At 43.6% G+C, this 21,867-nt stretch carries 22 protein-coding genes; 5 read left to right on the top strand and 17 right to left on the bottom strand.

Features of this window, described 5'->3' with window-relative positions:
• The first annotated feature begins 11 nt into the window (after positions 1-11).
• The 3 genes from C1A07_RS15285 to C1A07_RS15275 are packed head-to-tail and all read left to right on the top strand — an operon-like array spanning position 12 to position 1,346.
• Positions 12-251, top strand: a complete 240-nt coding sequence (locus tag C1A07_RS15285) for an ATP-binding protein (RefSeq protein ID WP_101878168.1) — start codon at positions 12-14, stop codon at positions 249-251.
• Positions 248-829 (top strand): 4Fe-4S binding protein, encoded by a 582-nt coding sequence (locus C1A07_RS15280; protein ID WP_101877869.1) that lies wholly within the window; start codon positions 248-250, stop codon positions 827-829. Before C1A07_RS15285 ends, C1A07_RS15280 begins: the two co-directional genes overlap by 4 nt.
• Before the next feature lie 28 nt (positions 830-857).
• Entirely contained in the window at positions 858-1,346 is a 489-nt protein-coding gene (locus C1A07_RS15275) for a GNAT family N-acetyltransferase (protein ID WP_101877868.1), read from the top strand.
• A gap of 101 nt (positions 1,347-1,447) precedes the next feature.
• Here the strand turns inward: C1A07_RS15275 and C1A07_RS15270 are convergent, their stop codons facing one another.
• Positions 1,448-1,762, bottom strand: coding sequence for a DUF1540 domain-containing protein (locus tag C1A07_RS15270; RefSeq protein ID WP_101877867.1), 315 nt, complete (start codon positions 1,760-1,762; stop codon positions 1,448-1,450).
• 154 nt (positions 1,763-1,916) lie between these two features.
• Here C1A07_RS15270 and C1A07_RS15265 point away from each other — a divergent pair, with 154 nt between their 5' ends.
• The gene (locus tag C1A07_RS15265) at positions 1,917-2,474 is read left to right on the top strand and encodes a hypothetical protein (RefSeq protein ID WP_101877866.1); all 558 of its coding nucleotides are present in this window, start codon (positions 1,917-1,919) and stop codon (positions 2,472-2,474) included.
• A gap of 16 nt (positions 2,475-2,490) precedes the next feature.
• Here C1A07_RS15265 and C1A07_RS15260 read toward each other — a convergent pair whose 3' ends face one another.
• The 3 genes from C1A07_RS15260 to C1A07_RS15250 form a co-directional block, all read right to left on the bottom strand.
• On the bottom strand, positions 2,491-5,547 hold the full coding sequence (locus tag C1A07_RS15260) for an insulinase family protein (protein ID WP_101877865.1): 3,057 nt from the start codon (positions 5,545-5,547) through the stop codon (positions 2,491-2,493).
• A 91-nt stretch (positions 5,548-5,638) separates the two neighbouring features.
• Positions 5,639-7,396: an ABC transporter ATP-binding protein gene (locus C1A07_RS15255; RefSeq protein WP_101877864.1), complete on the bottom strand. Its 1,758-nt coding sequence runs from the start codon at positions 7,394-7,396 to the stop codon at positions 5,639-5,641.
• Positions 7,396-9,123 carry an ABC transporter ATP-binding protein gene (locus C1A07_RS15250; protein ID WP_101877863.1) on the bottom strand — a complete coding sequence of 576 codons (1,728 nt, stop codon included), beginning with the start codon at positions 9,121-9,123 and terminating at the stop codon, positions 7,396-7,398. Before C1A07_RS15250 ends, C1A07_RS15255 begins: the two co-directional genes overlap by 1 nt.
• A 149-nt stretch (positions 9,124-9,272) precedes the next feature.
• On the opposite strand from C1A07_RS15250, the gene C1A07_RS15245 reads away from it, so the two are divergent.
• Entirely contained in the window at positions 9,273-10,106 is an 834-nt protein-coding gene (locus C1A07_RS15245; protein ID WP_101877862.1) for a YihY/virulence factor BrkB family protein, read from the top strand.
• 1 nt (position 10,107) lies between these two features.
• On the opposite strand, the gene C1A07_RS15240 is transcribed toward C1A07_RS15245, so the two are convergent.
• Genes C1A07_RS15240 through C1A07_RS15185 form a run of 13 tightly spaced genes read right to left on the bottom strand, consistent with a single transcriptional unit; the run spans position 10,108 to position 21,826 of the window.
• Positions 10,108-11,115 (bottom strand): substrate-binding domain-containing protein, encoded by a 1,008-nt coding sequence (locus C1A07_RS15240; RefSeq protein ID WP_101877861.1) that lies wholly within the window; start codon positions 11,113-11,115, stop codon positions 10,108-10,110.
• A complete protein-coding gene (cobD, locus tag C1A07_RS15235) occupies positions 11,112-12,161 on the bottom strand; it encodes a threonine-phosphate decarboxylase CobD (RefSeq protein WP_101877860.1) in 1,050 nt (349 codons plus the stop codon). The genes C1A07_RS15240 and cobD overlap by 4 nt, the downstream gene beginning before the upstream one ends.
• 12 nt (positions 12,162-12,173) lie before the next feature.
• Positions 12,174-13,142: an adenosylcobinamide-phosphate synthase CbiB gene (gene cbiB / locus C1A07_RS15230; RefSeq protein WP_101877859.1), complete on the bottom strand. Its 969-nt coding sequence runs from the start codon at positions 13,140-13,142 to the stop codon at positions 12,174-12,176.
• Positions 13,139-13,537, bottom strand: a complete 399-nt coding sequence (locus C1A07_RS15225; RefSeq protein WP_101877858.1) for a bifunctional adenosylcobinamide kinase/adenosylcobinamide-phosphate guanylyltransferase — start codon at positions 13,535-13,537, stop codon at positions 13,139-13,141. Before C1A07_RS15225 ends, cbiB begins: the two co-directional genes overlap by 4 nt.
• Positions 13,538-13,540: 3 nt before the next feature.
• A complete protein-coding gene (locus C1A07_RS15220) occupies positions 13,541-14,305 on the bottom strand; it encodes an adenosylcobinamide-GDP ribazoletransferase (protein ID WP_101877857.1) in 765 nt (254 codons plus the stop codon).
• Positions 14,302-14,838 (bottom strand): bifunctional adenosylcobinamide kinase/adenosylcobinamide-phosphate guanylyltransferase, encoded by a 537-nt coding sequence (locus C1A07_RS15215; protein WP_101877856.1) that lies wholly within the window; start codon positions 14,836-14,838, stop codon positions 14,302-14,304. The genes C1A07_RS15220 and C1A07_RS15215 overlap by 4 nt, the downstream gene beginning before the upstream one ends.
• Positions 14,839-14,849: 11 nt before the next feature.
• Entirely contained in the window at positions 14,850-15,920 is a 1,071-nt protein-coding gene (cobT, locus tag C1A07_RS15210; protein WP_101877855.1) for a nicotinate-nucleotide--dimethylbenzimidazole phosphoribosyltransferase, read from the bottom strand.
• On the bottom strand, positions 15,917-17,290 hold the full coding sequence (locus C1A07_RS15205; protein ID WP_242972334.1) for a cobyrinate a,c-diamide synthase: 1,374 nt from the start codon (positions 17,288-17,290) through the stop codon (positions 15,917-15,919). The genes cobT and C1A07_RS15205 overlap by 4 nt, the downstream gene beginning before the upstream one ends.
• Positions 17,283-17,849, bottom strand: a complete 567-nt coding sequence (cbiT, locus tag C1A07_RS16510) for a precorrin-6Y C5,15-methyltransferase (decarboxylating) subunit CbiT (RefSeq protein ID WP_242972333.1) — start codon at positions 17,847-17,849, stop codon at positions 17,283-17,285. The genes C1A07_RS15205 and cbiT overlap by 8 nt, the downstream gene beginning before the upstream one ends.
• Entirely contained in the window at positions 17,846-19,306 is a 1,461-nt protein-coding gene (gene cobK / locus C1A07_RS15200; protein WP_101877854.1) for a precorrin-6A reductase, read from the bottom strand. The genes cbiT and cobK overlap by 4 nt, the downstream gene beginning before the upstream one ends.
• Before the next feature lie 29 nt (positions 19,307-19,335).
• Positions 19,336-20,400: a cobalt-precorrin 5A hydrolase gene (locus tag C1A07_RS15195; protein WP_101877853.1), complete on the bottom strand. Its 1,065-nt coding sequence runs from the start codon at positions 20,398-20,400 to the stop codon at positions 19,336-19,338.
• Positions 20,381-21,547 carry a cobalt-precorrin-5B (C(1))-methyltransferase CbiD gene (cbiD, locus tag C1A07_RS15190; protein WP_101877852.1) on the bottom strand — a complete coding sequence of 389 codons (1,167 nt, stop codon included), beginning with the start codon at positions 21,545-21,547 and terminating at the stop codon, positions 20,381-20,383. The genes C1A07_RS15195 and cbiD overlap by 20 nt, the downstream gene beginning before the upstream one ends.
• A 60-nt stretch (positions 21,548-21,607) precedes the next feature.
• Complete coding sequence (locus C1A07_RS15185; RefSeq protein WP_101877851.1) at positions 21,608-21,826, bottom strand: small, acid-soluble spore protein, alpha/beta type; 219 nt, start codon at positions 21,824-21,826, stop codon at positions 21,608-21,610.
• Positions 21,827-21,867 lie beyond the last annotated feature (41 nt).

Here is a 21,867-nt window from a genome sequence, read left to right as displayed (position 1 = left end):
AAGTGTCTGATATGGAATTAAAAAGTCAAACTGAAAAGAAAAAACCATTTCGCTCCAAAAAATATGCTCAGGTAGATTCTGACCGGTGCGCCTCCTGCGGAGCCTGTACAAAGGTCTGTCCCAAAAATGCCATCGCTATTGACCATGGCTGCTACGCTGTAGTGGAGGCAGAAACCTGCATAGGCTGCGGCAAATGCAAAAATACCTGTCCTGCTGACTGCATTACGTTGAAAGAGAGGGCGGCGGGATGAAGAAAAAACACTGGTACGATTATTTGTGGATTTGGTCGATTGTTTATTTTGCATTAGGATTTTTTAATATTTTATTTGCATGGCTGGGCATGATTGATTTTTTAGTACCGGTTATTCTTGCCGTTTTAGGGGGCAACAAATATTTCTGCAATAATCTTTGCGGCAGAGGACAGCTTTTCACTAAGTTGGGAACGGACTGCAAGTGCTCCTTTAATAAAACAGCGCCCAGATGGCTGTCGTCCAAAGGATTCCGCTACGGTTTTCTGATTTTCTTCTTAGCTATGTTTGGAAATATGGTTTTCCAGACTTATCTGGTAGGCGCGGGAGCCGCTAATCTCAGGGAGCTCATTAAACTGTTTTGGAGCATAAGAGTGCCCTGGGACTGGACCTATACTGCCGGTACTGCGGCGGACTGGGTGGCTCAGTTTTCATTTGGATTTTATAGTTTAATGCTTACATCTGCATTAATTGGACTGATTGTAATGGTATTTTTCAGGCCGAGAACATGGTGTACATTTTGCCCTATGGGAACTATGACCCAGGGGATTTGCAAACTTAGAAGACATATCCGTTTATAGATATGAAGGAAACGAAAGGATTATATTTATGAACATTACTATACGAGAATTTCTGCCGGAGGATCTGCCGGCCATGACTGCTATTTGGAATCAGGTGGTGGAGGAAGGAAACGCATTTCCCCAGGAAAATCCTATGACTTTAAAAGAGGCCGGTGATTTTTTCAGCTCCCAGTCATTTACCGCTGTGGCGGAGGCAGACGGCTGCGTGGAGGGGCTTTATATTCTCCATCCCAACAATGTAGGCCGCTGCGGCCATTTATCAAACGCCAGCTTTGCTGTTTCCCGGAACATGCGGGGACATCATTTAGGAGAACAGCTGGTTTGTCACTGTCTGGAAAAGGCTGCCTCCTTAGGATTTAGGGTGCTTCAATTTAATGCGGTAGTTTCCGGCAACACAGGGGCTGTCCGCCTTTATGAAAAGCTGGGCTTTACAAGGCTGGGAACCGTCCCCGGCGGATTCCGCTCTAAAGACGGCGTATATGAGGACATTATATTATTTTATCATTCTTTAACTTAATTTCTATGGAAAAAAGAGCTGAAAAACCTTTATCTTCTGACTCCAGAAAATAATCGTTCTTCAGCTCTTTTTAGTAAGAATCCGGCTGGCCGGACTTTTTATTATCTTACTTTAAATGTTGAACATTCTGTCTCTCCGGCTTTGCTTGCGTTAACGCCTGAGATTCCTACGCGCTCTGCACTACAGTAACGATTTTCGTTGTAAACGCAGTTTACTGCCTCACACTCGATTTCCAGTTTAGATTCTGGAGTTTTGAAAATGTTCTTAAATGCATTTCCCTTGTTTTCATCAAAGCTTCCGCAGCAAGTGTCGCAGCACTTTTTAGCAGACTGGCCTTCTACCATAATTGTTCCCTTACAGCAGCAGTTGTCCGCATTGTGAAGACAATTTGTAACATTACAATCTAACTTTGTCATTTCATGTTCCTCCTTAAAATTGATTCTTAGACAATTTTAGTTTGTGCAAGCCAGAGAAAAATATTCAGTAAATAACTCGTTTTTATCATATTTATTCCTGTGGCGCGCATATATTACAATGGATTGTCCAATTTCGGCAAAGGAGTGGAAATTTATGAAATTTAAATTTTTAATAGCTGCCGCGGCAGCTTCAGGAGCCTTGGCGGCTGCAGCCGCCCTTCCTGCCATAGCCGGGGAAAGTAAGGGAATCTCTGCATCCGGCTTTAAAGATGAGGACTCGCAGCCATATTACCCCATCACTAACAGCTGGGCAGATTATACCATGTATCTGCCAGGCACTTCTTACTTCTGTCCAGATCAATCTTTATCCCAAAATACATATGATTTTTACGCTCAGCTGTACGGAATAGAATCGCCTTTCCCCGTGGCCGCCTCTGCATGGACCTATGGGGCATCAGACATGACCCTGGAGGAATACGTGTTAATCAACCAGGAGTACTGCCAATCTCAGGGCTATGACGTAGGACATCCTGTCACCATAACCCTGAACAACGGCCAGACTTATGAAAAACTGTCCTGCACCCAGGGAACCTTTCACGAGGATTTTTACTTTCGTAAAATCGGCGATTATTTTTCCTTTTTAACATTTAAATATGATGTTGCAGATTCTGACTTTATCAGAACCCTCATATCTATGATTGTGTCCTATTAACAGGAAATAGTTATGGTTAATCTGCCTGTCTGTAATCTGTTACAATATCATAGCTGTCCTTGTCTTCCTGAATCTGCTTTTGGTTTCCTGTAGTAACATAGGTGGCTTTTTCCAAAAGCTTTCTGAGAGCGTCCGCCGCCTGGTCTTTATCCTCTATACTGGCTTCTTTGATCTGAGCCGCCTGTTTAAGGAAGCCAGCCGTATCAAAGCCATACATGTGGTATTCCATAGCCGTCATATGCTTTTCCAGATTTCCCTCAGGTCCTGTGATAACGCTGTAGGTGCTTAAAATATAGCCGTCCAGATCCTCCTGAGTCAGCTCCATGCTTTCCAGATAGTCAGCCTCGCCTTTTATAATATCTATGGTTTCTTTGGCATTGGGGTCTCTGTAGGAATAGGTAACAATCTTAGTCATATCAGAGGAATAGCCTGCGTCCGCGCTGTAGGCTCCTCCCTGGAATCTAAGCTTTGGAACTATATATCTGTCGCTGATTGCGCTGATAAACGGGAAATATTTTCCATAAAACTCTTCCGGCACCTCCAGCTGTGACACTGCTACTGTATACTGGCTGGAGCTTTCCACAATAACAGCCTGATTTTTCTCCGGTTCCGGGAAATCATATGTCTCGGCGCCGTTTTCTAAGGACGGCAGCGCTCCTAAAATCTCTTCTGACACTTTTTCCATTTTATCCAGATTGTCCTGTGAAGCTGTATTCATTACAATCAAATTGTCCCGGCGCAGAATCAGATCCCTTACAGACGTTATTTTTTCTCTTAATTCCTCTATATAGGACGGATCTGCCTCCAGACTTTCTCTTACATTTTTAGCAAATTTATAAAACTCCTGGCCCTGCAGATAATTTGTATATCTGCGTTCCATATCTGAGCCGGAAAAACCTAAAATCTGAGCCAAAGCAAATCCGTCTCCTCTGGACTGATCTAAGGCCGGCAGATATTTGTCCAGCACACGTTTAATTTCCGCCTCATCAGTTAAATCTGTGTTTTCTAAAATCTCCACCAAAAGCTCCAGACTTTGCTTATAATCATCTGCCAGACCATACCAGCCGATAGAAAGCATGGGGTGGTGATTGTCTTTCGCATCCTCTCCAGGATATATTGGATTAAAGGAAAGGCTGTATAAATACTGATAAAGCAAATTGTCCTTTTCTGCCTTTTCATACTTTTCAGTTCCCAGCTCTGAAGCCAGCAAGGTGTACAAGGTAATGTAGTGAAGATCTTCCTGTTTTACGCTGCTGGTATCCAGATAAATCTGGTTGGAGCTTATTTTATCCAGGTCTGATGCTGAGGTATAGCTGGTAATTCCGTTTAAGTCTTTTACTTCAAACTCTGCAAACGGCTCTGGGTCTGGAAGATCCTTTACGTCAATAGTAAAATCTGAATTTGCCATTTCTGAAGCATTCCACTGGTCAAATGCTAAGGTGTCTTCGATCATCTGCTGCAGCTCCTCTTCTGTCATAGAAGCCTTCATATCTGCCAGATAATCTGCCTGCTCTTTCTCAATCTCTTCTGCCAAGCCAGGCTTAGGAACCGTAGTAATCATAGCCTTTCTCTCTGCATTCAGGAATCGCTCCCCAAATTCCTTTATAAGCGCCTGGTCTTTATCTTCTTTCATATTCTGAAATGCATTTTGGCTGTCTTCCAGAAAATCTGTTGTTCCCTCTACCGCCCATTTTGTAGAAACCATAGGAAGCACCTGATCAGTAAAGACCTCTGTATTTTCCATAGCTGTATAATCGTCAATTTCCTTAGTCTTTAAAATTGTATCCACCAATTCTTCATCAATGCCTGACTGACTAATCTCTGTTATTGTTTTATCTACTACTTCTTTAAATGTCTGGGCTTTATCTTCATCTGTATTTACTAAGCCAAAAACAAACATAGGCTTTTCTACGTCAAACACCATTTCCGCAAAAGCCGGATCTGAAATTCCAGCTTCTCTTAAATTTTCATTAAGAATGGAGCTGTCGCTGGAAAGAATCTGTCCTATAATTTGATATTGACAAAGCTGTTCCCAGGAATCCTCAGAAAGGTCCGCAGCATAATAAATAATGGACGCGTTTTCTGTAGAGTCCCCCTCATAAGCAGGGCTGTAAACCGTTTCCTCTACATATCCCGGCTCTGTTTTTCCGTCCTTATACTGACTTAAATCCTTGTTGCCCTTTTCTGCTTCTGCCAAATACTCTTTGTCTAAAAATTCCAGGAATTTTTCATAATCCATGTCCCCATAAAGCAGAATTAAAGAGTTGTCAAAGCTGTAGCACCTGTCGTATGTTTCCACTGTATGCTCGTATGTGAGACCCTGGTAATTCATGTGGGCTCTGCCGTTTACATTTGCAGCGGTTTCTCCAGGATATAAAGCCTGAAGCACGTTTCTAAAAGCCTCATTTCCTGTTTCAGTTATCATTCCAAAATCTTCGCTGTAAACAGTGCCCTTAATTGTAATAGGATCATTTAGATCTCTCAGCTCATAGCGCACCGCTTCTCTCTGGAAAAACCTTTCATCCTCCAAAAGTCCGGGAGCTACCATACAGCTTAAATAAACATCCGCCATTTTTTCCAGCTGCTCCTGGCTTTGACTGCTTACCGGATAGCTGGTAAAAGGAATGTAGGTAAATGCATTAATAAAGGTATTGTAAGTTTTTCCAGCCATATCGAAGAAAATATTTTTACTTGGATATTTTTCAGAGGACGCAATTACTGCATGTTCAAACACATGGTTTGTATCTGTCTCATCTACGTGGGGCGTTCTGTAGGTAATGGCAAATCCTAAATTAGGATCGTCGTTTTTTACATAAAAAAGCTCTGCTCCGCTTTTCTCATGCTGAAAATAAAAGGTTTCCCCACCTATAGCATCATAGCTGCCTACTTCTTTTAAGGTAAAACCGGAAATCTCATCTCCCGGCTTTAAATCTCCTGACTCTTCCTCCATCGCAGCCTCTGTCTGCTCTGTACCTGTAATACTTTCCTCCGCCTGTTTTTCGCTGCCTTTACATGCAGTTACTGAAACCGCCAGAACTGTCGCCCAAACAAGGGGCAACCATTTTTTTCGCATATTATTCTCCTCCTTCTAAAAAGCCATTTTTATGGCATATGCAGGTTCTTTCATAGTATATTAAATATTTCTATACATTTTTATACACACATTAAAATACAGAAAACTGGCTGTTGTAAAGATCTGCATAAAAGCCCTGCTTTTTCAAAAGATTTTCGTGATTGCCCTGCTCTATAATATGTCCGTCCTTCATTACTAAAATCAAGTCGGCCTCCTTAATAGTAGATAAACGGTGCGCCACAATAAAGCTGGTGCGCCCCTCCATCATTTTGGCAAAGGCCTTCTGAATGCGCACCTCTGTCATGGTATCTATGGAGGAGGTGGCTTCGTCTAAAATCAACATCGGCGGCAGGCACAGCATTACCCTGGTAATACAAAGAAGCTGTTTTTGTCCCTGGGATAAGTTTCCCCCGTCCTCAGTAATTACTGTGTCGTATCCTTCCGGCAGCCTTTTAATAAAGCTGTGGGCGTGGGACTGCTTTGCCGCTGCAATAATCTCCTCCTCTGTGGCGTCCGGCTTTCCATAGGCAATATTTTCCCTGATTGTGCCGGTTTTCAGCCATGTTTCCTGAAGCACCATACCGTAATTAGTTCTAAGGCTTTCTCTTGTAACCTGGCGGATATCTTTTCCGTCTACCTGAATACTGCCTGAATTTACGTCGTAAAAACGCATCAGCAGGTTAATAACTGTACTTTTTCCGCAGCCTGTAGGGCCTACAATGGCAATTCTCTGGCCTGGTTTTACATCCAGATTCAGATTTTCAATCAGCTTCACATCAGGCTGATAGGAAAAATATACATTTTCCAGCCGGATCTGCCCCTTTACATTCTCCAGCTTATACGCTCCTTCTGCGTCCTTTAAAATAGTCTCCTGGTCCATCAGCTCAAATACTCTGGAAGCAGAGGCTAAAGCATTCTGCAGCTCTGTCACCACGCCTGAGATTTCGTTAAAAGGCTTTGTGTACTGGTTTGCATAGCTTAAAAATGCAGACAGCTGACCAATTGATATCATTCCCTTCATGGCGGCAAAGGCTCCTGCCGCCCCCACTGCAGCGTACACTAAACCATTTACAAACCTGGTAGCCGGATTTGTAATGGATGAGAAGAAAATAGCTCTCAAACTGTATTTTCCAAGGCGGCCGTTAATTTCCTCAAACTGCTTCTGAGCTTCTTCTTCATGTCCAAAGGCCTGAACTACCTTTTGATTCCCCAGCATTTCGTCTACTAACGCAGTAAGCTCTCCCCTTGTTTTAGACTGCAGCTGAAACATAGTAAAGGTTCTTTTAGCTATAAAGTTTGCCACAAATAAAGAAACAGGGGTCAGCACTACTACTACAACTGTAATCACCCAGTTTACGGAAAGCATAAAACAAAGAGTGCCTAAGATTGTCATCACCCCTGTAAACAGCTGGGTAAATCCCATAAGCAGTCCTTCTGAGAACTGATCAATATCCGCAATAATCCGGCTGAGAATATCGCCGTGCTGGTGGGAATCCACGTACTTTAATGGCAGCACCTCTAAATGGTTAAAGGCCTTTGTTCTAATGTCCTTTACCACTCTGTATGTGATTTTATTATTAATATGGTTCATCAGCCACTGAGAGACTGAGGTAATTACAATCACTACGCCGATCTTTTTTAAAATTTCCAGAAGACCTTTAAAATCTACGTCTCCCTGGCCTATAATCAGGTCGATTCCCTGGCCCACTAAAATAGGCGCATATAAGGTGGTGGCCACTGTTACAAAAGCCAAAAATAAAGACAGGATTACCCATATTTTATACTGGCTGATATAGGTGAGAATCCGCTTAATTGTCTCCTTCTGCTGGTCTGAATTTATTTTTCCCATTACTGCACCTCCTCCTTTGACAGCTGTGATAAGCAAATTTCCTTGTAAACCTCACAGGATTCCAACAGCTCTTTGTGAGTGCCGCAGCCGGCCATCTGGCCATCGTCCAGCACTACAATCACATCTGCATTTCTAATAGTGGCAGCTCTCTGGGAAACAATAAATACAGTCATATCCTTTGTCCCCTCTTTAATTGCTTTTCTCAGCCTTGCATCTGTGGCAAAATCTAAGGCAGAGGCGCTGTCGTCCATAATCAGGATTTCCGGACTGCGCACCAGGGCCCTGGCTATTGCCAGCCTTTGCTTCTGTCCTCCGGACAGATTTTTTCCTTCCTGGGCAATCATAAAATCCAGGCCCCTTCCCTTGCTTTCCACAAATTCCCTGGCCTGAGCCATGTCTAAAGCTTTATAGATTTCCTCGTCGTCAGCGTCCATTCTGCCCCACTTCATATTGTCCCTTAAACTTCCTGCAAACAGTACTGACCGCTGAGGCACAACGCCTATTTTATCTCTCAGCTCTTTTAAACTGTAATCCTTTACATTTTTCCCGTCCACCAGCACAGCGCCGTCCTGGACGTCATAAAATCTGGGAATTAAGTTTACCAGGGAGGATTTTCCGGAGCCTGTGCCCCCAATAATTCCTACTGTCTGGCCTTTTTCTACTGAAAGGGAAATATTGTCTAAAGACGGCTCTTTAGACCCGCCGTAGAAAAAGCGGATTTTGTCAAATACCACCTTATTTTTATCCCGGGCCGCCTGCCCTTCCTTCGTCCCGTCTGTAATACTGCTTTTCTCCTCAAATACCTTCTGCACTCTGTTGGCGCAGGCAAGGGCTTTAGAAATGTTAATAATTAAATTGGCCAGCTTAATTAATTCCACTAAAATCTGGGACATGTAATTCCACAATGCCACAGTTTCCCCCTGGGTGATAGCTCCGGAATAAACCTGATTTCCGGCTACCCAGATCAGCACTAAAATAGCGCCGTTAATAATTACGTATGTTAAGGGATTCATAAGAGCAGAAATTTTTCCTACAAAAACCTGGAGCCTTACTAACAGATCATTTTCCCCGTCAAACTTTTTAATCTCATCCTTTTGTCTGTTAAAGGCCCTGATCACTCTTACGCCTTCCAGGTTTTCCTTTGTAGTCAAAAGCACCTGGTCCAGCTGCCTCTGCACCTTTTTGTATAAAGGCATACTGATCAACATAATGCCGAACACAACTACTGACAGAACGGGAATCACCACTACAAAGGTAACGGCTGATTTTACATCTACTGTAAAGGCCATAATCATGGCGCCAAATACAATAAACGGAGATCTTAGAAAAAGTCTTAAAAATAAGTTTAATCCTGTCTGCACCTGGTTAATATCGCTTGTCATTCTGGTGATTAAAGTAGACGTGCCTAAGCGGTCAATTTCTGAATAGGACAAGCTGTTTATATGGGCGAACAAGTCGTTTCGCAGGGCTGTGGAAAATCCTACCGCCGCCTTGGCGCTGAAATACTGGGCCGTTAAAGAGGCTGCCAGTCCTACTACTCCTAAAAGCACCAGCAGCCCACCCATTTTCAGTATATAGCCTCCGTCCTGGTTTTTAATTCCCACGTCAATCATTTTGGCAACTACCAGGGGAATGAAAAGCTCAAAGGTTGCCTCCAGCATCTTAAAAAGAGGCCCTAATATACTTTCTGTTTTGTATTTGTCCAGATACTTTAATAATCCTTTCATTTCTGCTCCTCTGCTATAATGGATTCTATGTATATCATGTATACTTTCTGGTTATTCTACCAAAAATTCACTTGTACAACAACTATTCTTGCTATTTTTTTTCCTCCATGGTAATATGCTGGTAAAAAGACGGGAAAGGAACCAGTGCAATGGCTGAGCTTTTATTTCATATTATAAAAATAAAAAATAAGTTTGTAAGAGATGAGATGACTGTGTATGCAGCTCAGGCCTCTTTTTTTATTGTGCTTTCCTTTTTTCCATTTATTATGGTGCTTATGACTTTGCTCCAGTTTATTCCCAACTTGTCCGGGGACATGGTAATTGCAATTCTCATGTCTATTATTCCCGATATTGATAAGTCCAGACCTTTTATTGAAAACGCCATATCTGACTTAAATATTTATTCCCCTGAAACTATTTTGTGGATTACCATAATTACCGCCCTTTGGTCAGCCTCCAAAGGTATGCTGAGCATGGAGCGGGGGCTTAACAGAGTCTGGAAATCCAGAGGCTTCAGAAACTATTTTCTCACCCGCTTAATCTGCACCGGCTACACCCTGGTATTTATGGTCATGTGCATAGCTTCCCTCCTGCTTTTGGTGTTCGGCACTGCCATACAAAATTTTATGATCCGCCAATTTCCTCTTTTGGGGGAGCTGACAAAAAATATCCTCAGCCTTAGAACTCTCCTTGCCATTGGCATTCTGGTGGTGTCCTTTACAAGCCTTTACGCCATTGTGCCCAGCAGGAAGCTGTCCATGAAACAGCAGATTCCGGGAGCTGTTTTTTCTACTGTTTGCTGGATTTTATTTTCCTACGGATTTTCTATTTACTTCAGCCACTTCAGCAATTTTTCTTATTCCTACGGAAGTTTGACAGCCATTGTCCTTCTTATGCTGTGGCTGTATATGTGTATTTGTATTTTATTTGTAGGGGCGGAAATTAACTGGTATTTCAGCTCCATGACCTTAACTGAGGAGTAATTTATCTGCCCATGGTGATTTTCACATGGTCAATTCTGTACTCTGTTGCTGTTTTTTCTCCCTTTTTCAGGCCAATTGCCGCCTTAGCTGCCGTCTGTGCCTGGGTTTTATAATCATTTAACACTGTGCCTGTAATAGTGCCTTCCCGGATATAGCCTACAGTGTCCTCCAGGCCGTCCACGCCTACAATATAAATGTCCTGCCCAGGTATTTTTCCCTGTTCTATTACAGCCTCCCTGGCTCCGTTTGCCATGGCGTCATTGCCGCAGAAAATTACTTCCAATTTATCCCCGCATATATTTATGGCGTCTAATGTCAGCTTTCTCCCTTTTTCCTGATTCCAGTCTCCATAAGCTGCAAATATTCTCTCTCCCTTCATTCCGCCCTGTATCAGCGCCTCTGCAGCTCCCTTGCTTCTATATCTGCTTTCCTGATCTCCCATAAGCAAAGCATAGGAAACGATTCCGTCCCCGTTCAAATCCCCTTTATTTTCTGTCTCCAGAATGATTTCTCCCTGATATATGCCTGCCTGCATCTGATCTGTTCCTACATAAGCCATTGGAAGCTTTTCTTCCTCCCACCTGAGAATTTCCTCCTCTGGAGGCTCCCTGTTAATAAATACGGCGGGAAGGCTGTAAGCTGTACATATATCCGCCAGGTCTTTGGCTCTGTAAGGCTCTGCCGGGTTAATTATCAGCACATCTATTTGATTTTCCGCCAGATCTGTAATCTGCTCCTTTTGAACCTGACCGTCCCCCTGACAATCCTTAAAAATCATTTCAGCTCCATATTCCTCTGTAAGAACCTTTTTCAGCTCCTCTTTGTAAAGCTTTAAAAACTGATCTTCTGAATCGTAGAGACAAACGCCTACCCTCAGGCTCTCCCCTTCCTTTTCCTGCAGGGAAACCCCGGGATTGGCCGGCTGTCTGCCTCCCCCTGCCACAATATATCCAGCAAGTATTAAAATACCTGCCGCAATTAAAATACCCAGTCCTTTTTTGCCCTTCATAATATCTCCTCTACGGCCTTTAAAAGCTGTTCATTTTCCCTTCTGGTTTTCACACAGATTCTGTAATACCCTGGTCCCAAACCATAATAATTGCTGCAGCTGCGGATTAAAACTTTTTTTTCCTTTAATTTTTTTCCTAATTCATCCTGATCCTCCGGCACCTGAAAAAACAAATAATTGGCCTGTGAATCCCACACCTTCCAGCCCAAGGCTTTCAGCCTTATTTTTAAAAACTCTCTTTCCTCTTTTATCAGCTTTCTGGAGGCTTCTATGTATTCCTTTTCTTCTAAAGCTGCAAGCCCCGCCTCCTCAGCCACCCCGGATACGCTCCAGGGCTGCCTTATTGCCTCCATTTGATCCAGCAGCTTATGATTGGCGCATATGCCGTAGCCCAGGCGGATTCCCGCCATTCCGTAAATTTTAGTGAAGGCTCTCAGCACAAAAATCCAGGGATTATTTTCTGTAAGGGAAATTACAGAATTTTTCTTTGGATCATCTAAAAAGCCGTTAAAGCACTCGTCTACTACCAACAAAATTTTTCTTTCCCTGCAGATTCTCGCCATCTCTTTTATCTGTTCTGCAGGCACTGTTAAGCCTGTAGGATTATTAGGATTGCACAAAAAGGCAATTTGGCAGCCCTTCTCCAGTTTAGAAGCCCACTGCCTCCAGTTTAAATGAAACTCCTCCTTTTCCTCCAGCTTTAAGTACTGTATTTTGCAGCCCTGGGCTTTTAAAGCCTGCTCATATTCAGCAAAGGAAGGAGCTGCCAAAAGGGCATTTTCAGGCTTTAAAGCCGCGGCAAGCTGAAATACAAGATCTGCCGCTCCGTTTCCGCAGATCACTGACTTAGGGTTTACTTTCCAGATCTCCCCCAGCCTTTCTCTTAAAACCCGGCTTTGACTGTCCGGATACCTGGAAAAGGTATTTATTTTCTCTATTATTCTTTTTTTCACTCCCTCAGGCAGCCCAAAGGGATTAATATTTGCGGAAAAATCTAATTCAATTTCCTGACTGTAAATATCTCCTCCGTGAACATATTCCTTCACAGCCTTTTCCTCCTAAATCCTTTTCCCGGTTCTGTTCCCGAAACATTTGCTCCATAACCCTGCTGCCCCTAAAAATATAAAGGCTGTGGCGTACATAAGCTTATTTGCTCTTTTAATATCTTCTAACTGTATTTTTCTTATGTTGTCCCCTATAACTTGTTTTTTTACTACCTTTCCAAAATAAACTCCGTCTCCTGCCAGCTCCACGCCTAAAGCTCCGGCGCACACAGATTCTGTCTGGGCAGAATTAGGGCTTTTATGCTTTCTCCTGTCTCTGACCCATATGCGAAAGCTGTCTTTTCCTCTGAATCTTAATAAAAAGCTGGCCAGAATCATAGACAGAGCGGAAAGCCTGGAGGGAATATAATTCATAACGTCGTCCAGCCTGGCCGCCCCTTTTCCGAAAAACTCATACTTTTCATTTCTATATCCTACCATAGAGTCCATAGTATTCACTGCTTTATAGAAAAATCCTAAAGGCGCCCCTCCTAAAGCCATAAACATCATAGGCCCTATGACTCCGTCAGAAGTATTTTCCGCCACAGTTTCCACCGCCGCCTTAATAACGCCTTCCTCTGTCAGATTTTCTGTATCCCTGCCTACAATCATAGATACAGCCTGTCTGCCCTCTGAAAGTCCCTGATGCTTTAAAGCATCATACACCTTCATGCTTTCATCTTTTAAAGATTTTGCAGCCAGCAGCTGATAACACATTATACTTTCTAAAAGCCACCCAGCTTTTTTATTCCTTTTTTTTACTGCCTTTAAAATTCCATATGAAACGGCCCACCAAAAGAAAGGCACAGCGGCAGCCATCACAGCTCCCGCCGCCTTTTCTCCATTCTCTGTGGCCGGGAACCTGCCTCTTAATGTTTCCTCCGTTTTTTCTATGGTTTTTCCCATAGCTTTTACAGGATGAGGCCATGAATGAGGATCGCCCAGCATCATATCTAAAATAAATCCGGCTGTTAATGGTTTCATGTATTTTCCCCTTTTGCGTCTTTTATTTTTACTCCGATGCCTGCTGTAACCCGGTACACTATTTCTGCTTTTTCTGCCAGCAGCTGCCCTGCATATCCGGCTAAGTCTCTGTAAATCCTGTCCTCCGGCTGTACAGGCACAATGCCGCAGCCGATTTCATCCATAATGACGATTGCCGGCGGATTATTTCTTGTAATATTCTCTATCTTACAGCTGATCTGAACTTTTACCTGTTCCAGCAGGCTTTCCCTGTTTTCTTTATTAAAAATAAGATGAACCTGTTCTTTTACATAAAGGTGAAAGTGATCTACAATTTCCCCTGTTGTTTCTAAAAGAAGGCTTTCTGCAAATTTTCTTTTTCCCTGCCAGGCTCCTCCTACAATAAATATCATCATTTATCACCTCATTTTCCACACTGCCATCAACGCCGCCATCATAACCAACTCTGAAATCTGGAGAAAAAATCCGGCCAAATCTCCTGTGATTCCTCCAAATTGTTTTTTCATCATTTTATAATAATAGATCATACTAAATCCTGCTCCCATACTGCAGGCCAGAACACAGCCAAATCCTCCCACGAGGCCTAAGTAAACAAACCCGGCCAATGTAATTGCCGCCAGCATAACTGTAACAGGACCTTTCCTGGATTTTTCTGCAAACATTGCCGCCAGCCCGCTTTTCTTGGCCTTTGGAAACCATATAACTGAAAATCCGCTGGCAGCTCTGCTGATTACAGGCACCGCCCCTATGGACATAAGATTTTCTCTGGGAATTTCGCAAAAAACTCCGGCATACAAAAGAAAATATAGGCAGCAGCCAATGACTGCAAAGGCTCCTGTGTGAGGGTCCTTTAAAATTTCCAGCTTTCTCTCCTTTGTCTGGCAGGAGGAAAGGGCGTCTACTGTATCAGCAAATCCGTCCATATGAATCCCGCCTGTTACAAGCACAGGCAAAACCGTGCCAAAACATGCATATGAAAAATCAGATAAATGAAGCCTCTCTGCAAAATAGGCATAAATAATATAAAGCCCTCCGATTACTGCTCCCACAAAGGGAAAACATCCCATGGCGTATTCCATTTTATCCTTTGTCCACTCTGTCTCAGGCATAGGGATTCTGGAATACATAGAAAACGCAATGATCAAGCTGCTTAATCCTTTCACCTTCCGCCTCCCTTTAAATATACGGGGATTCCGTAAACTACCTCTGTTACCTCCTGGGATATGGAAGCCAGCCTGCAGTTGATCTGCCCCAAAGTCTTAATATAAGCTTCTGTATCCTTATGATACTTTAGTCCGTCGGAAAATACTTCGTTTGTCACAATAATCAAATCATCTGTCTGATTATAAAGACTGGCGACGCCAAATAAAATTTTCTGCTCCCAGTCCTGTTTTTCCCCGCCTCCATACATCTGGTTTGCAGTTAAATTAGACATACACTCTAACAAAACGGCCCGCTTATTTCCCGCTTTTTTTTCAGGCAGTTTTAGCTGTTCCAAATCCTTGTACTGCTCAATGGTAGTAAAGCCTTTTTCCTGTCTCATTTTCCTGTGGCGTCTGATTCTTTCCCTGCACTCCTTATCCCACGGAATCATAGTGGCAATGTAAAACCTTTCTCTTTCCCCTAAATCCAGTATTCTTTTTTCTGCGTAAGCTGACTTTCCGCTTCCGCTTCCTCCTGTGACTGTGATTAACATGTTTTCTCTCCTTAGGAAAGCTCTTTATATTCTTGGATTTTAATTTCCTCAAATGTGCTCATTCTGTTGTATACTGCCAGTCCCATGTCCAACAACGGCAGAAGAGCCAAAGCCCCGCTCCCCTCTCCTAAACACATTTTAGCCTGTATTGCAGGCTCCAACCCTAATGCTTCTAAAAGCATTTTTCCCGCCGGCTCCTCTGACAAATGGGAAGCGATCATGTATTCTTTCACTGCCGGGCAAAGCTTTACGGCGCACAAGGCTGCCGTTGCTGAAATCAGCCCGTCCACAATTACAGGAATGAGAAAGGCGGCTCCTCCCAAATATACTCCTAAAAGCCCGGCAATATCTAGTCCTCCCACTTTAGACAAAACGTCTAAAACATTATTTTTATCTGGCTTTCTCTCGGCAATTCCCTGAGCAATCACCTGAATTTTCCTTTCCAGCCCTTCCTTTGAAAGGCCGGCCCCTTTTCCCGTAAGCAGCCTGGGATCTTTATCTAAAAGCAGGGAAGCTACTGCGCTGCTGGTAGTAGTATTGCCGATTCCCATTTCTCCTGTGGCAATTACCTCATACCCTTTATTTTTCAGATCTTTTACTATTTCAAATCCTACTGTGATTGCCTTTATGGCCTCCTCTTTCGTCATAGCCGGCTCTTTTAGAAAATTTTTCGTTCCCCTGGCAATATTTCTGGAAATCAAAGGGTATTTGCTTCCGCAGTAGTCTAAGCTTTTCGCTACCCCAATATCTACGGGAAAAACGTCTGCTCCTGCCAGCTCTGCCATAATGCAGGAGCAGGTATCCCCCTTTGTAAAGTTTTCCGTAACTACAGCCGTTACCTCCTGGCCTGTCTGGGTGACGCCTTCCTCCACAATTCCGTTGTCCCCGCACATTACCACTAACGCTTTTTTTCCAGGCCGAATATCTGCCGTCCTTTTTACAGCGGCCATCTGGACTGTTATTTCCTCCAATAATCCTAAGCTGTGGAGAGGCTTTGCAATAGAATTCCACCTTTTTCTGGCTATTTCCCCCGCCCTTTTATCTGTTTCCTGTATTTGGCATATGATTTCTTCCAGATTCATTTATTTTGACTCTCCTTCCACCGTCTGCAGGCATCTACAAAGCCCTTTCCGTAGGAAGGGTTGGAGGGATAATACAGGTGGGGAAAGCCTGCCACTACGCAGTACCTGGACTGAATACAATCCCACTGTCTGTCTCCTACTGGTTTCTTACTGTGAAATACATCTCCGCAGCAGTCAGAATCCCAGTAGTGAAATTCATGTCCTTTTATTTGATCCCCTTCCTTGACCCAGCCTGCGTTTCTTTTGGCCGTCAGCTCTATATACCCAAACCTGCCTAATTTTTCTTTCCTTACAGAGGTTCCGGGAAGCACTCCTGTCATAGGATATATGCGGCCGTCCTCCCCCTCCAGCTGCTCCTGAAGATAAAGAAATCCTCCGCACTCTCCGCTAATAGGCATCCCGTTTTGGGCGGCCTTTAAAATAGCCTGGCGCATAGATGTGTTTTTCCAAAGTCTGTCAGCGTAAAGCTCCGGATATCCTCCTCCTAATAAAAGGCCGCACACATTTTCAGGCAAAGCTTTATCTGACAGCGGGCTGAAAAACTGCAGCCTGGCTCCCAGGCTTTCTAAAAAATCCAGGTTTTCCTGATAGTAAAAGCAAAAGGCCAAATCCATGGCCACCCCAATATTTACATGTTCCTTTTCTATGAAAACAGCCTTTTCAGGCTTTAATATTTCTTCCATGTCTAAGGCCTTAGAGCTGATTTCTAATATTCTGTCTATATTTACATACTGCTCCATACAGCCGGCCAGTTCATCTAAAATCTCATTTATATTTCCCTGCTCCTTTGGCATAACCAGCCCCAGATGGCGGCTGTCCCATTTCCACTTTGGACAGTCAGGCACGCATCCTAACAGCTCTATGCCCTGCTCTTTAAAAGCCGGGCGCAGCTTCTCCCCCAAGGCAGGGTTCATTCTGTTTATAATCACTCCTGCAATGCGGCTGTCCTCTTTATACTGGCAAATACCTTTTGCCGCAGAAACAATGGACAGAGAGACTCCTTTTCCGTCTAAAATTAAAATAACAGGAGTATTTGTAGCCTTCGCCACATCATAGGAGCTGGCCTGAGTGCTGACCCCTCCTAAGCCGTCGTAATATCCCATAACTCCTTCTATCACAGCTATTTCCCCAGGCTGCACCTCTCTCATAAGTCTGGCTCTTATATCTTCCGGTCTGGAAAACCATGTGTCTAAATTTCCTCCCGGAATTCCAAGAACCCTTTTGTGGAACATCGGATCAATATAATCAGGGCCGCATTTGTAGGCCCTGGTGGAAATTTTTCTGTTTTTCAGCGCCTTTAGAAGGCCGCATGTAAGAAAGGTTTTTCCGCTTCCGCTGGATAAAGCTGCCAGAAGAATTCTGTTAATCATCTTTTTTCTCCTCATTTAAGGTAATAATGTACACTGGGTTCTGCCCTTTCATTAAGTGGTACTCTCCAAGCAGCTCCCCCTTAGACACCTGCATACACACTATTTCTCCCTGCAGCTTCTTTAACTTTATGTATTCTATCATCCTGGCAAGGCTTTCTAAGGCGATTACATTTGCTACAATCCTGGCATCAGGGTTTACTTTTAAAACTAAATCTAAAATCTTTTCCAGGTTTCCCCCTGTCCCTCCTAAAAATACGTGAGTGGGAGCAGGCAGGCCTTCAAGAACCTTAGGGGCCTCCCCTTCCACCAGATGTACACAGTCTGCCTGAAACTTTTCTATGTTTTTCTTAATCAGCTCTAAAGCCTCAGTTTTTTTTTCAATGGCGTAAACCGCGCCTTTTGGCATAAAGCCTGCCGCCTCCACTGACACTGAGCCTGTGCCTGCTCCAACATCCCACAGCACAGAATCTTTTTTTAATTCCAGCTTTGATATAGATACCGCCCGCACCTCAGCTTTTGTCATAGGCACTTTGCCTCTTATAAATTCCTGGTCTCTCACAGATTTTCTCCTCCTGATGAAAGCTCTTCTTTTTCAATCCAAAAAGCCGTTAAAGCCGGAAATTCTTCCTTTTCCAGCTGACAAGGCCGCCCTGTAATAATCTTTTCATTTTCATAGGAAAGATTTTCCCCTGCGGCTACAAAATAAGAAGCCGCCTGCTTCTTTTCTATTTCAGAAAGCCGCCTCATAACCTGATTCCCGTTTTCTCCCCCTGAGGTTAATAAAAACAGCTTTTTTTCTGTTTTCATCAGCTCCTCTAAATTACACTCTCTGCCGTGGCAGCTGGCGCTTTTTACATCCTCCCAGCTTTTTTTTAGCTTGGCGGCCATATAAGACAGTGTGGAAATGCCTGGATATACTTCTATCTGCCACTGGGAGCCTGCTGTTTCTGTGACTTGTCTGGCCCCGCTGTAATATCCTGTATCCCCTGAAAATACTACTGCAGCTTTTCTGCATTCTGGATGAAATTCCAGCCACTCCATTATTTTTTTACTGTCATATATAGGCACTGCTTCTTTATTGTCTATATACGGATTTACGCTTTTTAACATTCTGGCAGCTCCAAATACTACTTGACTGTCCTTTAAGGCAGAAATGCTTTCTAAGGTCATTTGCCCTCTGCCTCCCATGCCAATCCCTATTAACGCCAGGCTCTTAACAGCTTCAGGCTGACCTCCCTTTGCTTTTCCCTTTTCATCTAGCATGGACTTTGCCTGATTTAAGGAAATTCCAGCTTCCTTTTTTGGCCTTCCAATGACTACTGTAACTGCTCCCACAGCCTGAGCCGCCTCTATTTTTTCCTCAAAACCGCCGGCCGCCCCGGCCTCCTTTGTCACCAGCACATTAATGTGAAGCTGTTTCATTAAAGCTTTATTAAACTCTTCTGAAAAAGGCCCCTGGACGGCAATAATATGATTTCCCTTTAGGCCTAAGGAAACGCATTTTTCTACTACTGCCGGAGAAGGAAGAACTCTTGCATAAATTCTGTTTTCAAAATCTGTAACAGCCAAAAAGGCTTCCAGTTCCTTGCTTCCTGTAGTCACCAGCACATTTCCCTTTAGGCCTTCTACAATCTGAGCCCCTTCTTTCACATCTTTTGCCCAAATCATAGAGTTTTCCTCACATATCCGCCCATTTTCTCTTACTACCCTGTAATAAGGCAAAGACAGCCTGCTGCAGCAGGCCTTAATATTTTCAGTAACGTGCACTGCATAAGGGTGGGTGGCGTCTAAAACAAAATCAGGTTCTTTTTCTGCCAGCCATTTGCTCATTGTCTCCTCATCCATAGGACCTTCCTGAATCTCCAGCTGCAGATTTTCAGGCAGCAGGTCTTTTCCGTAATAAGAAGCTACGCTGACTGCCGCAGGCAGCTTAGCGGCAATACAGTATTCTGCCAGCTCTCTTCCCTCTTTTGTGCCGCCGAAAATCACTACCTCTTTTTTCTCTATGTTTGTCATTTTCTTTCCTGCTTTCTCAGTATCAGTATCTAAAATTCCACAAAAAAGTTTTCTAAGGCCGCCGCCGCCGTAACGCCTGCCGCCGCCTGTTTTCCTGTTATAAGCCTGCCCATGCAGGATCCTAATACCGCCGCCCTTTGGCACACATTTCCCACTCCTGTTACCTGCTTTACAAAATCTGATTCATCAAAATTCCCGGGAACATTTTTTAATTCTTCTGCTGAAAATGTTTTAAAGTCCACTCCCAGTTCCTTTGCGGCCTGAATCATTCCCTGCTCCTTAGCTTTTAAGTCAATGGAGGCAATCATTTTTATTCCCCTGCCGTTTAAGTTATAATCCTTTAAAAACTCCTTTATTTCATGTAAAATTACATCTTTCTCTGTCCCTTTTTTGCAGCCTACGCCTAAAACCAACTGCTTAGGCGTCAGATAAAGCGTATTTCTCCAGCCTATGTTTTTCTTTAATGTAATATAAATATTTAAACTGGTTTCTGACAGATCTTCTTCCTTATCTAACATGCAAAAGCATTCCGGAGCCTGTCCCTTTACTGGAAAATCTGAAAAAAATCCTATTTTTTTCCCCTCCAGCACGGCTGCGGAAATATTTTTTGCCGCTGTTCTGTCAGTAATCTCCAGACGATTCTTTTTTGCAAATACGTCCACTGCAAAACAGTTTTCTATATCAGTGGCCGTAGTAATTACCGGCACAGCCCCTAAAATCCTGGCGGCCGCTTCAGCTAAATCATTTCCTCCCCCTACATGGCCTGACAGCAGGGAAATAGAAAACCTGCCCTGCTGGTCAATGACTGCCACAGCAGGATCTTTATATTTATCCTTGATAAACGGGGCTATAGAACGGACTGCTATGCCGGCAGCCCCTATAAAAATCAGACCCTGGCTGTCCAGAAAACGTTTACCCGCCCAGTCCCTTGCCTTTTCTGTTAATGGGTGTATTCCCGGCTCTGTTTCTTCTTTATTAAAAAAACGTTCTTGTATGTACAGCCTTACTTTGTGGCCTTCTCCCTCCAGCCCGATTTTCAGCTTTCGCCCCAGCTCTCCACCGGCTGCTGTAAAACTAATAACCCCTATATTCATAAATGTCTCCTGCAATTCCCATAATGCCTTTTTCCTGGGAAAATAAGACCACAGTCATGCACAGTCTTCCGTCAGTCCAATTTAAAATCTGCTCTCTGATTTGAAGGGCAGCTACATCTCCTGTTTTTCTGTATATTCCCGCCTGGTTCAAATATTCTGCCGCTTCCTCTGTGGTGTTGGATTCTAAAATCTGCTGTTCCAGCTCAGGGGGAAAAGCCTCCGGACCTTCCCAGCACTTTCTGGCGCACTGGCAAAGAATTTCCATTCTTCTGTCCCCATATTTAGAGTGGGTATTGCCTGCGCCCCCGGCTACCTTAATCAGCTTTCCCACGTGGCCTGCAAATAATCCTTTTTTAAATCCTTCTCCGGCCATAGCCTTTACTGATTTTTCCACGTAATTGCTGCATCTTACAGCGTTTTCCAGAGAAATAAGAAGCTCCTCCTTTAAAAAACGCTCCCCGTAATTTCCCGGTGTTAAAATCATTTTCTCCAGCCCTTCTGCAGCCTTTTGATGAATTTCCAGGCAGATAGAGGAAATTAAAGCGTCCTCGCTCATTGGCTTTACAATCCCCGTAGTTCCTAAAATAGAAATTCCCCCTATGATCCCAAGCCTGGGATTAAAGGTTTTTTCCGCCAGCCGCCGCCCTTTGGGAACTACAATAGTAATTTTTATAGGCCTGGTTATGTTCCACCTGTTTTTTACCTCCTCCACATGAGTAAATATATTTTCTCTGGGAACAGGATTAATAGCCGGCATCCCCACAGGGCAGGATAAACCTTTTTTAGTGGCTGTTCCAACGCCTTCTCCCCCGGCCAGACAAATCACGCCCTTTGTCTTTGTATGTTTTATGTAGCATTTTTTATAAGCCTTCTTTGCCTCTTCTTCACTGATCCATTCTGCCCACGCCCCAATCAAAGCTCCGTTTGTAATATCCGGGTCGTCCCCTGCGTCCTTTTTTACAGCGCAGTATACCTTATTCTCTTCCTGCTTTACCTGAACCAGCTCCATATTTACATTTGTCCCGTCAGCCGTCTTAACCTGCACCCAGGACATAATCTGCCGGGAACAGAGAATCGCGGCAGCAGACTTTCCCGCCGCCGCCGCACATGTACCTGTTGTAAAACCGCTTCTTAATTTTTCTCCCATTCTCTGTCCGGCCCCTTTCTGTTTTTCTAGGGTCTATTATATGGGATTTTATCTTTTCTTTCAATCCTTGTTTTCCAAAGCAGCCTGTTTCATTTCCCGCTTTTTCTTAGTAATTAAACCGCCGATTCTTCCGCTTTCTTTTGCTGTCAGGCTTCTCCATCCGCCTTTGATCACCTTATCTGCCAGTCCCAGCTCTTCTGCAATTTCAAACTTTAACATATCCTCCGGCTTTAAATCTCTTGGATCAAAGCCTTCCTTCTTTTTCTTTTTTTCTGCCATAAAAAAGGCACGCTCCTTTCCTTTAAGGTACTAAGAGTATG

This window comes from Lachnoclostridium edouardi (assembly GCF_900240245.1).
Taxonomy (GTDB): Bacteria; Bacillota; Clostridia; order Lachnospirales; family Lachnospiraceae; genus Lachnoclostridium_A; species Lachnoclostridium_A edouardi.
Note: the sequence above shows the minus strand (reverse complement) of the source record. Positions and strands in the feature narration are given on the sequence as shown.

Bases quoted from the DNA above. Each gene is read 5' to 3' on its own strand.
- C1A07_RS15285 (WP_101878168.1), top strand. From the start codon at position 12: ATGGAATTAAAAAGTCAAACTGAAAAGAAAAAACCATTTCGCTCCAAA.
- C1A07_RS15280 (WP_101877869.1), top strand. From the start codon at position 248: ATGAAGAAAAAACACTGGTACGATTATTTGTGGATTTGGTCGATTGTT.
- C1A07_RS15275 (WP_101877868.1), top strand. From the start codon at position 858: ATGAACATTACTATACGAGAATTTCTGCCGGAGGATCTGCCGGCCATG.
- C1A07_RS15270 (WP_101877867.1), bottom strand. From the start codon at position 1,762: ATGACAAAGTTAGATTGTAATGTTACAAATTGTCTTCACAATGCGGAC.
- C1A07_RS15265 (WP_101877866.1), top strand. From the start codon at position 1,917: ATGAAATTTAAATTTTTAATAGCTGCCGCGGCAGCTTCAGGAGCCTTG.
- C1A07_RS15260 (WP_101877865.1), bottom strand. From the start codon at position 5,547: ATGCGAAAAAAATGGTTGCCCCTTGTTTGGGCGACAGTTCTGGCGGTT.
- C1A07_RS15255 (WP_101877864.1), bottom strand. From the start codon at position 7,396: ATGGGAAAAATAAATTCAGACCAGCAGAAGGAGACAATTAAGCGGATT.
- C1A07_RS15250 (WP_101877863.1), bottom strand. From the start codon at position 9,123: ATGAAAGGATTATTAAAGTATCTGGACAAATACAAAACAGAAAGTATA.
- C1A07_RS15245 (WP_101877862.1), top strand. From the start codon at position 9,273: ATGGCTGAGCTTTTATTTCATATTATAAAAATAAAAAATAAGTTTGTA.
- C1A07_RS15240 (WP_101877861.1), bottom strand. From the start codon at position 11,115: ATGAAGGGCAAAAAAGGACTGGGTATTTTAATTGCGGCAGGTATTTTA.
- cbiB (WP_101877859.1), bottom strand. From the start codon at position 13,142: ATGAAACCATTAACAGCCGGATTTATTTTAGATATGATGCTGGGCGAT.
- C1A07_RS15225 (WP_101877858.1), bottom strand. From the start codon at position 13,537: ATGATGATATTTATTGTAGGAGGAGCCTGGCAGGGAAAAAGAAAATTT.
- C1A07_RS15215 (WP_101877856.1), bottom strand. From the start codon at position 14,838: ATGTTAATCACAGTCACAGGAGGAAGCGGAAGCGGAAAGTCAGCTTAC.
- cobT (WP_101877855.1), bottom strand. From the start codon at position 15,920: ATGAATCTGGAAGAAATCATATGCCAAATACAGGAAACAGATAAAAGG.
- C1A07_RS15205 (WP_242972334.1), bottom strand. From the start codon at position 17,290: ATGATTAACAGAATTCTTCTGGCAGCTTTATCCAGCGGAAGCGGAAAA.
- cobK (WP_101877854.1), bottom strand. From the start codon at position 19,306: ATGACAAACATAGAGAAAAAAGAGGTAGTGATTTTCGGCGGCACAAAA.
- C1A07_RS15195 (WP_101877853.1), bottom strand. From the start codon at position 20,400: ATGAATATAGGGGTTATTAGTTTTACAGCAGCCGGTGGAGAGCTGGGG.
- cbiD (WP_101877852.1), bottom strand. From the start codon at position 21,547: ATGGGAGAAAAATTAAGAAGCGGTTTTACAACAGGTACATGTGCGGCG.
- C1A07_RS15185 (WP_101877851.1), bottom strand. From the start codon at position 21,826: ATGGCAGAAAAAAAGAAAAAGAAGGAAGGCTTTGATCCAAGAGATTTA.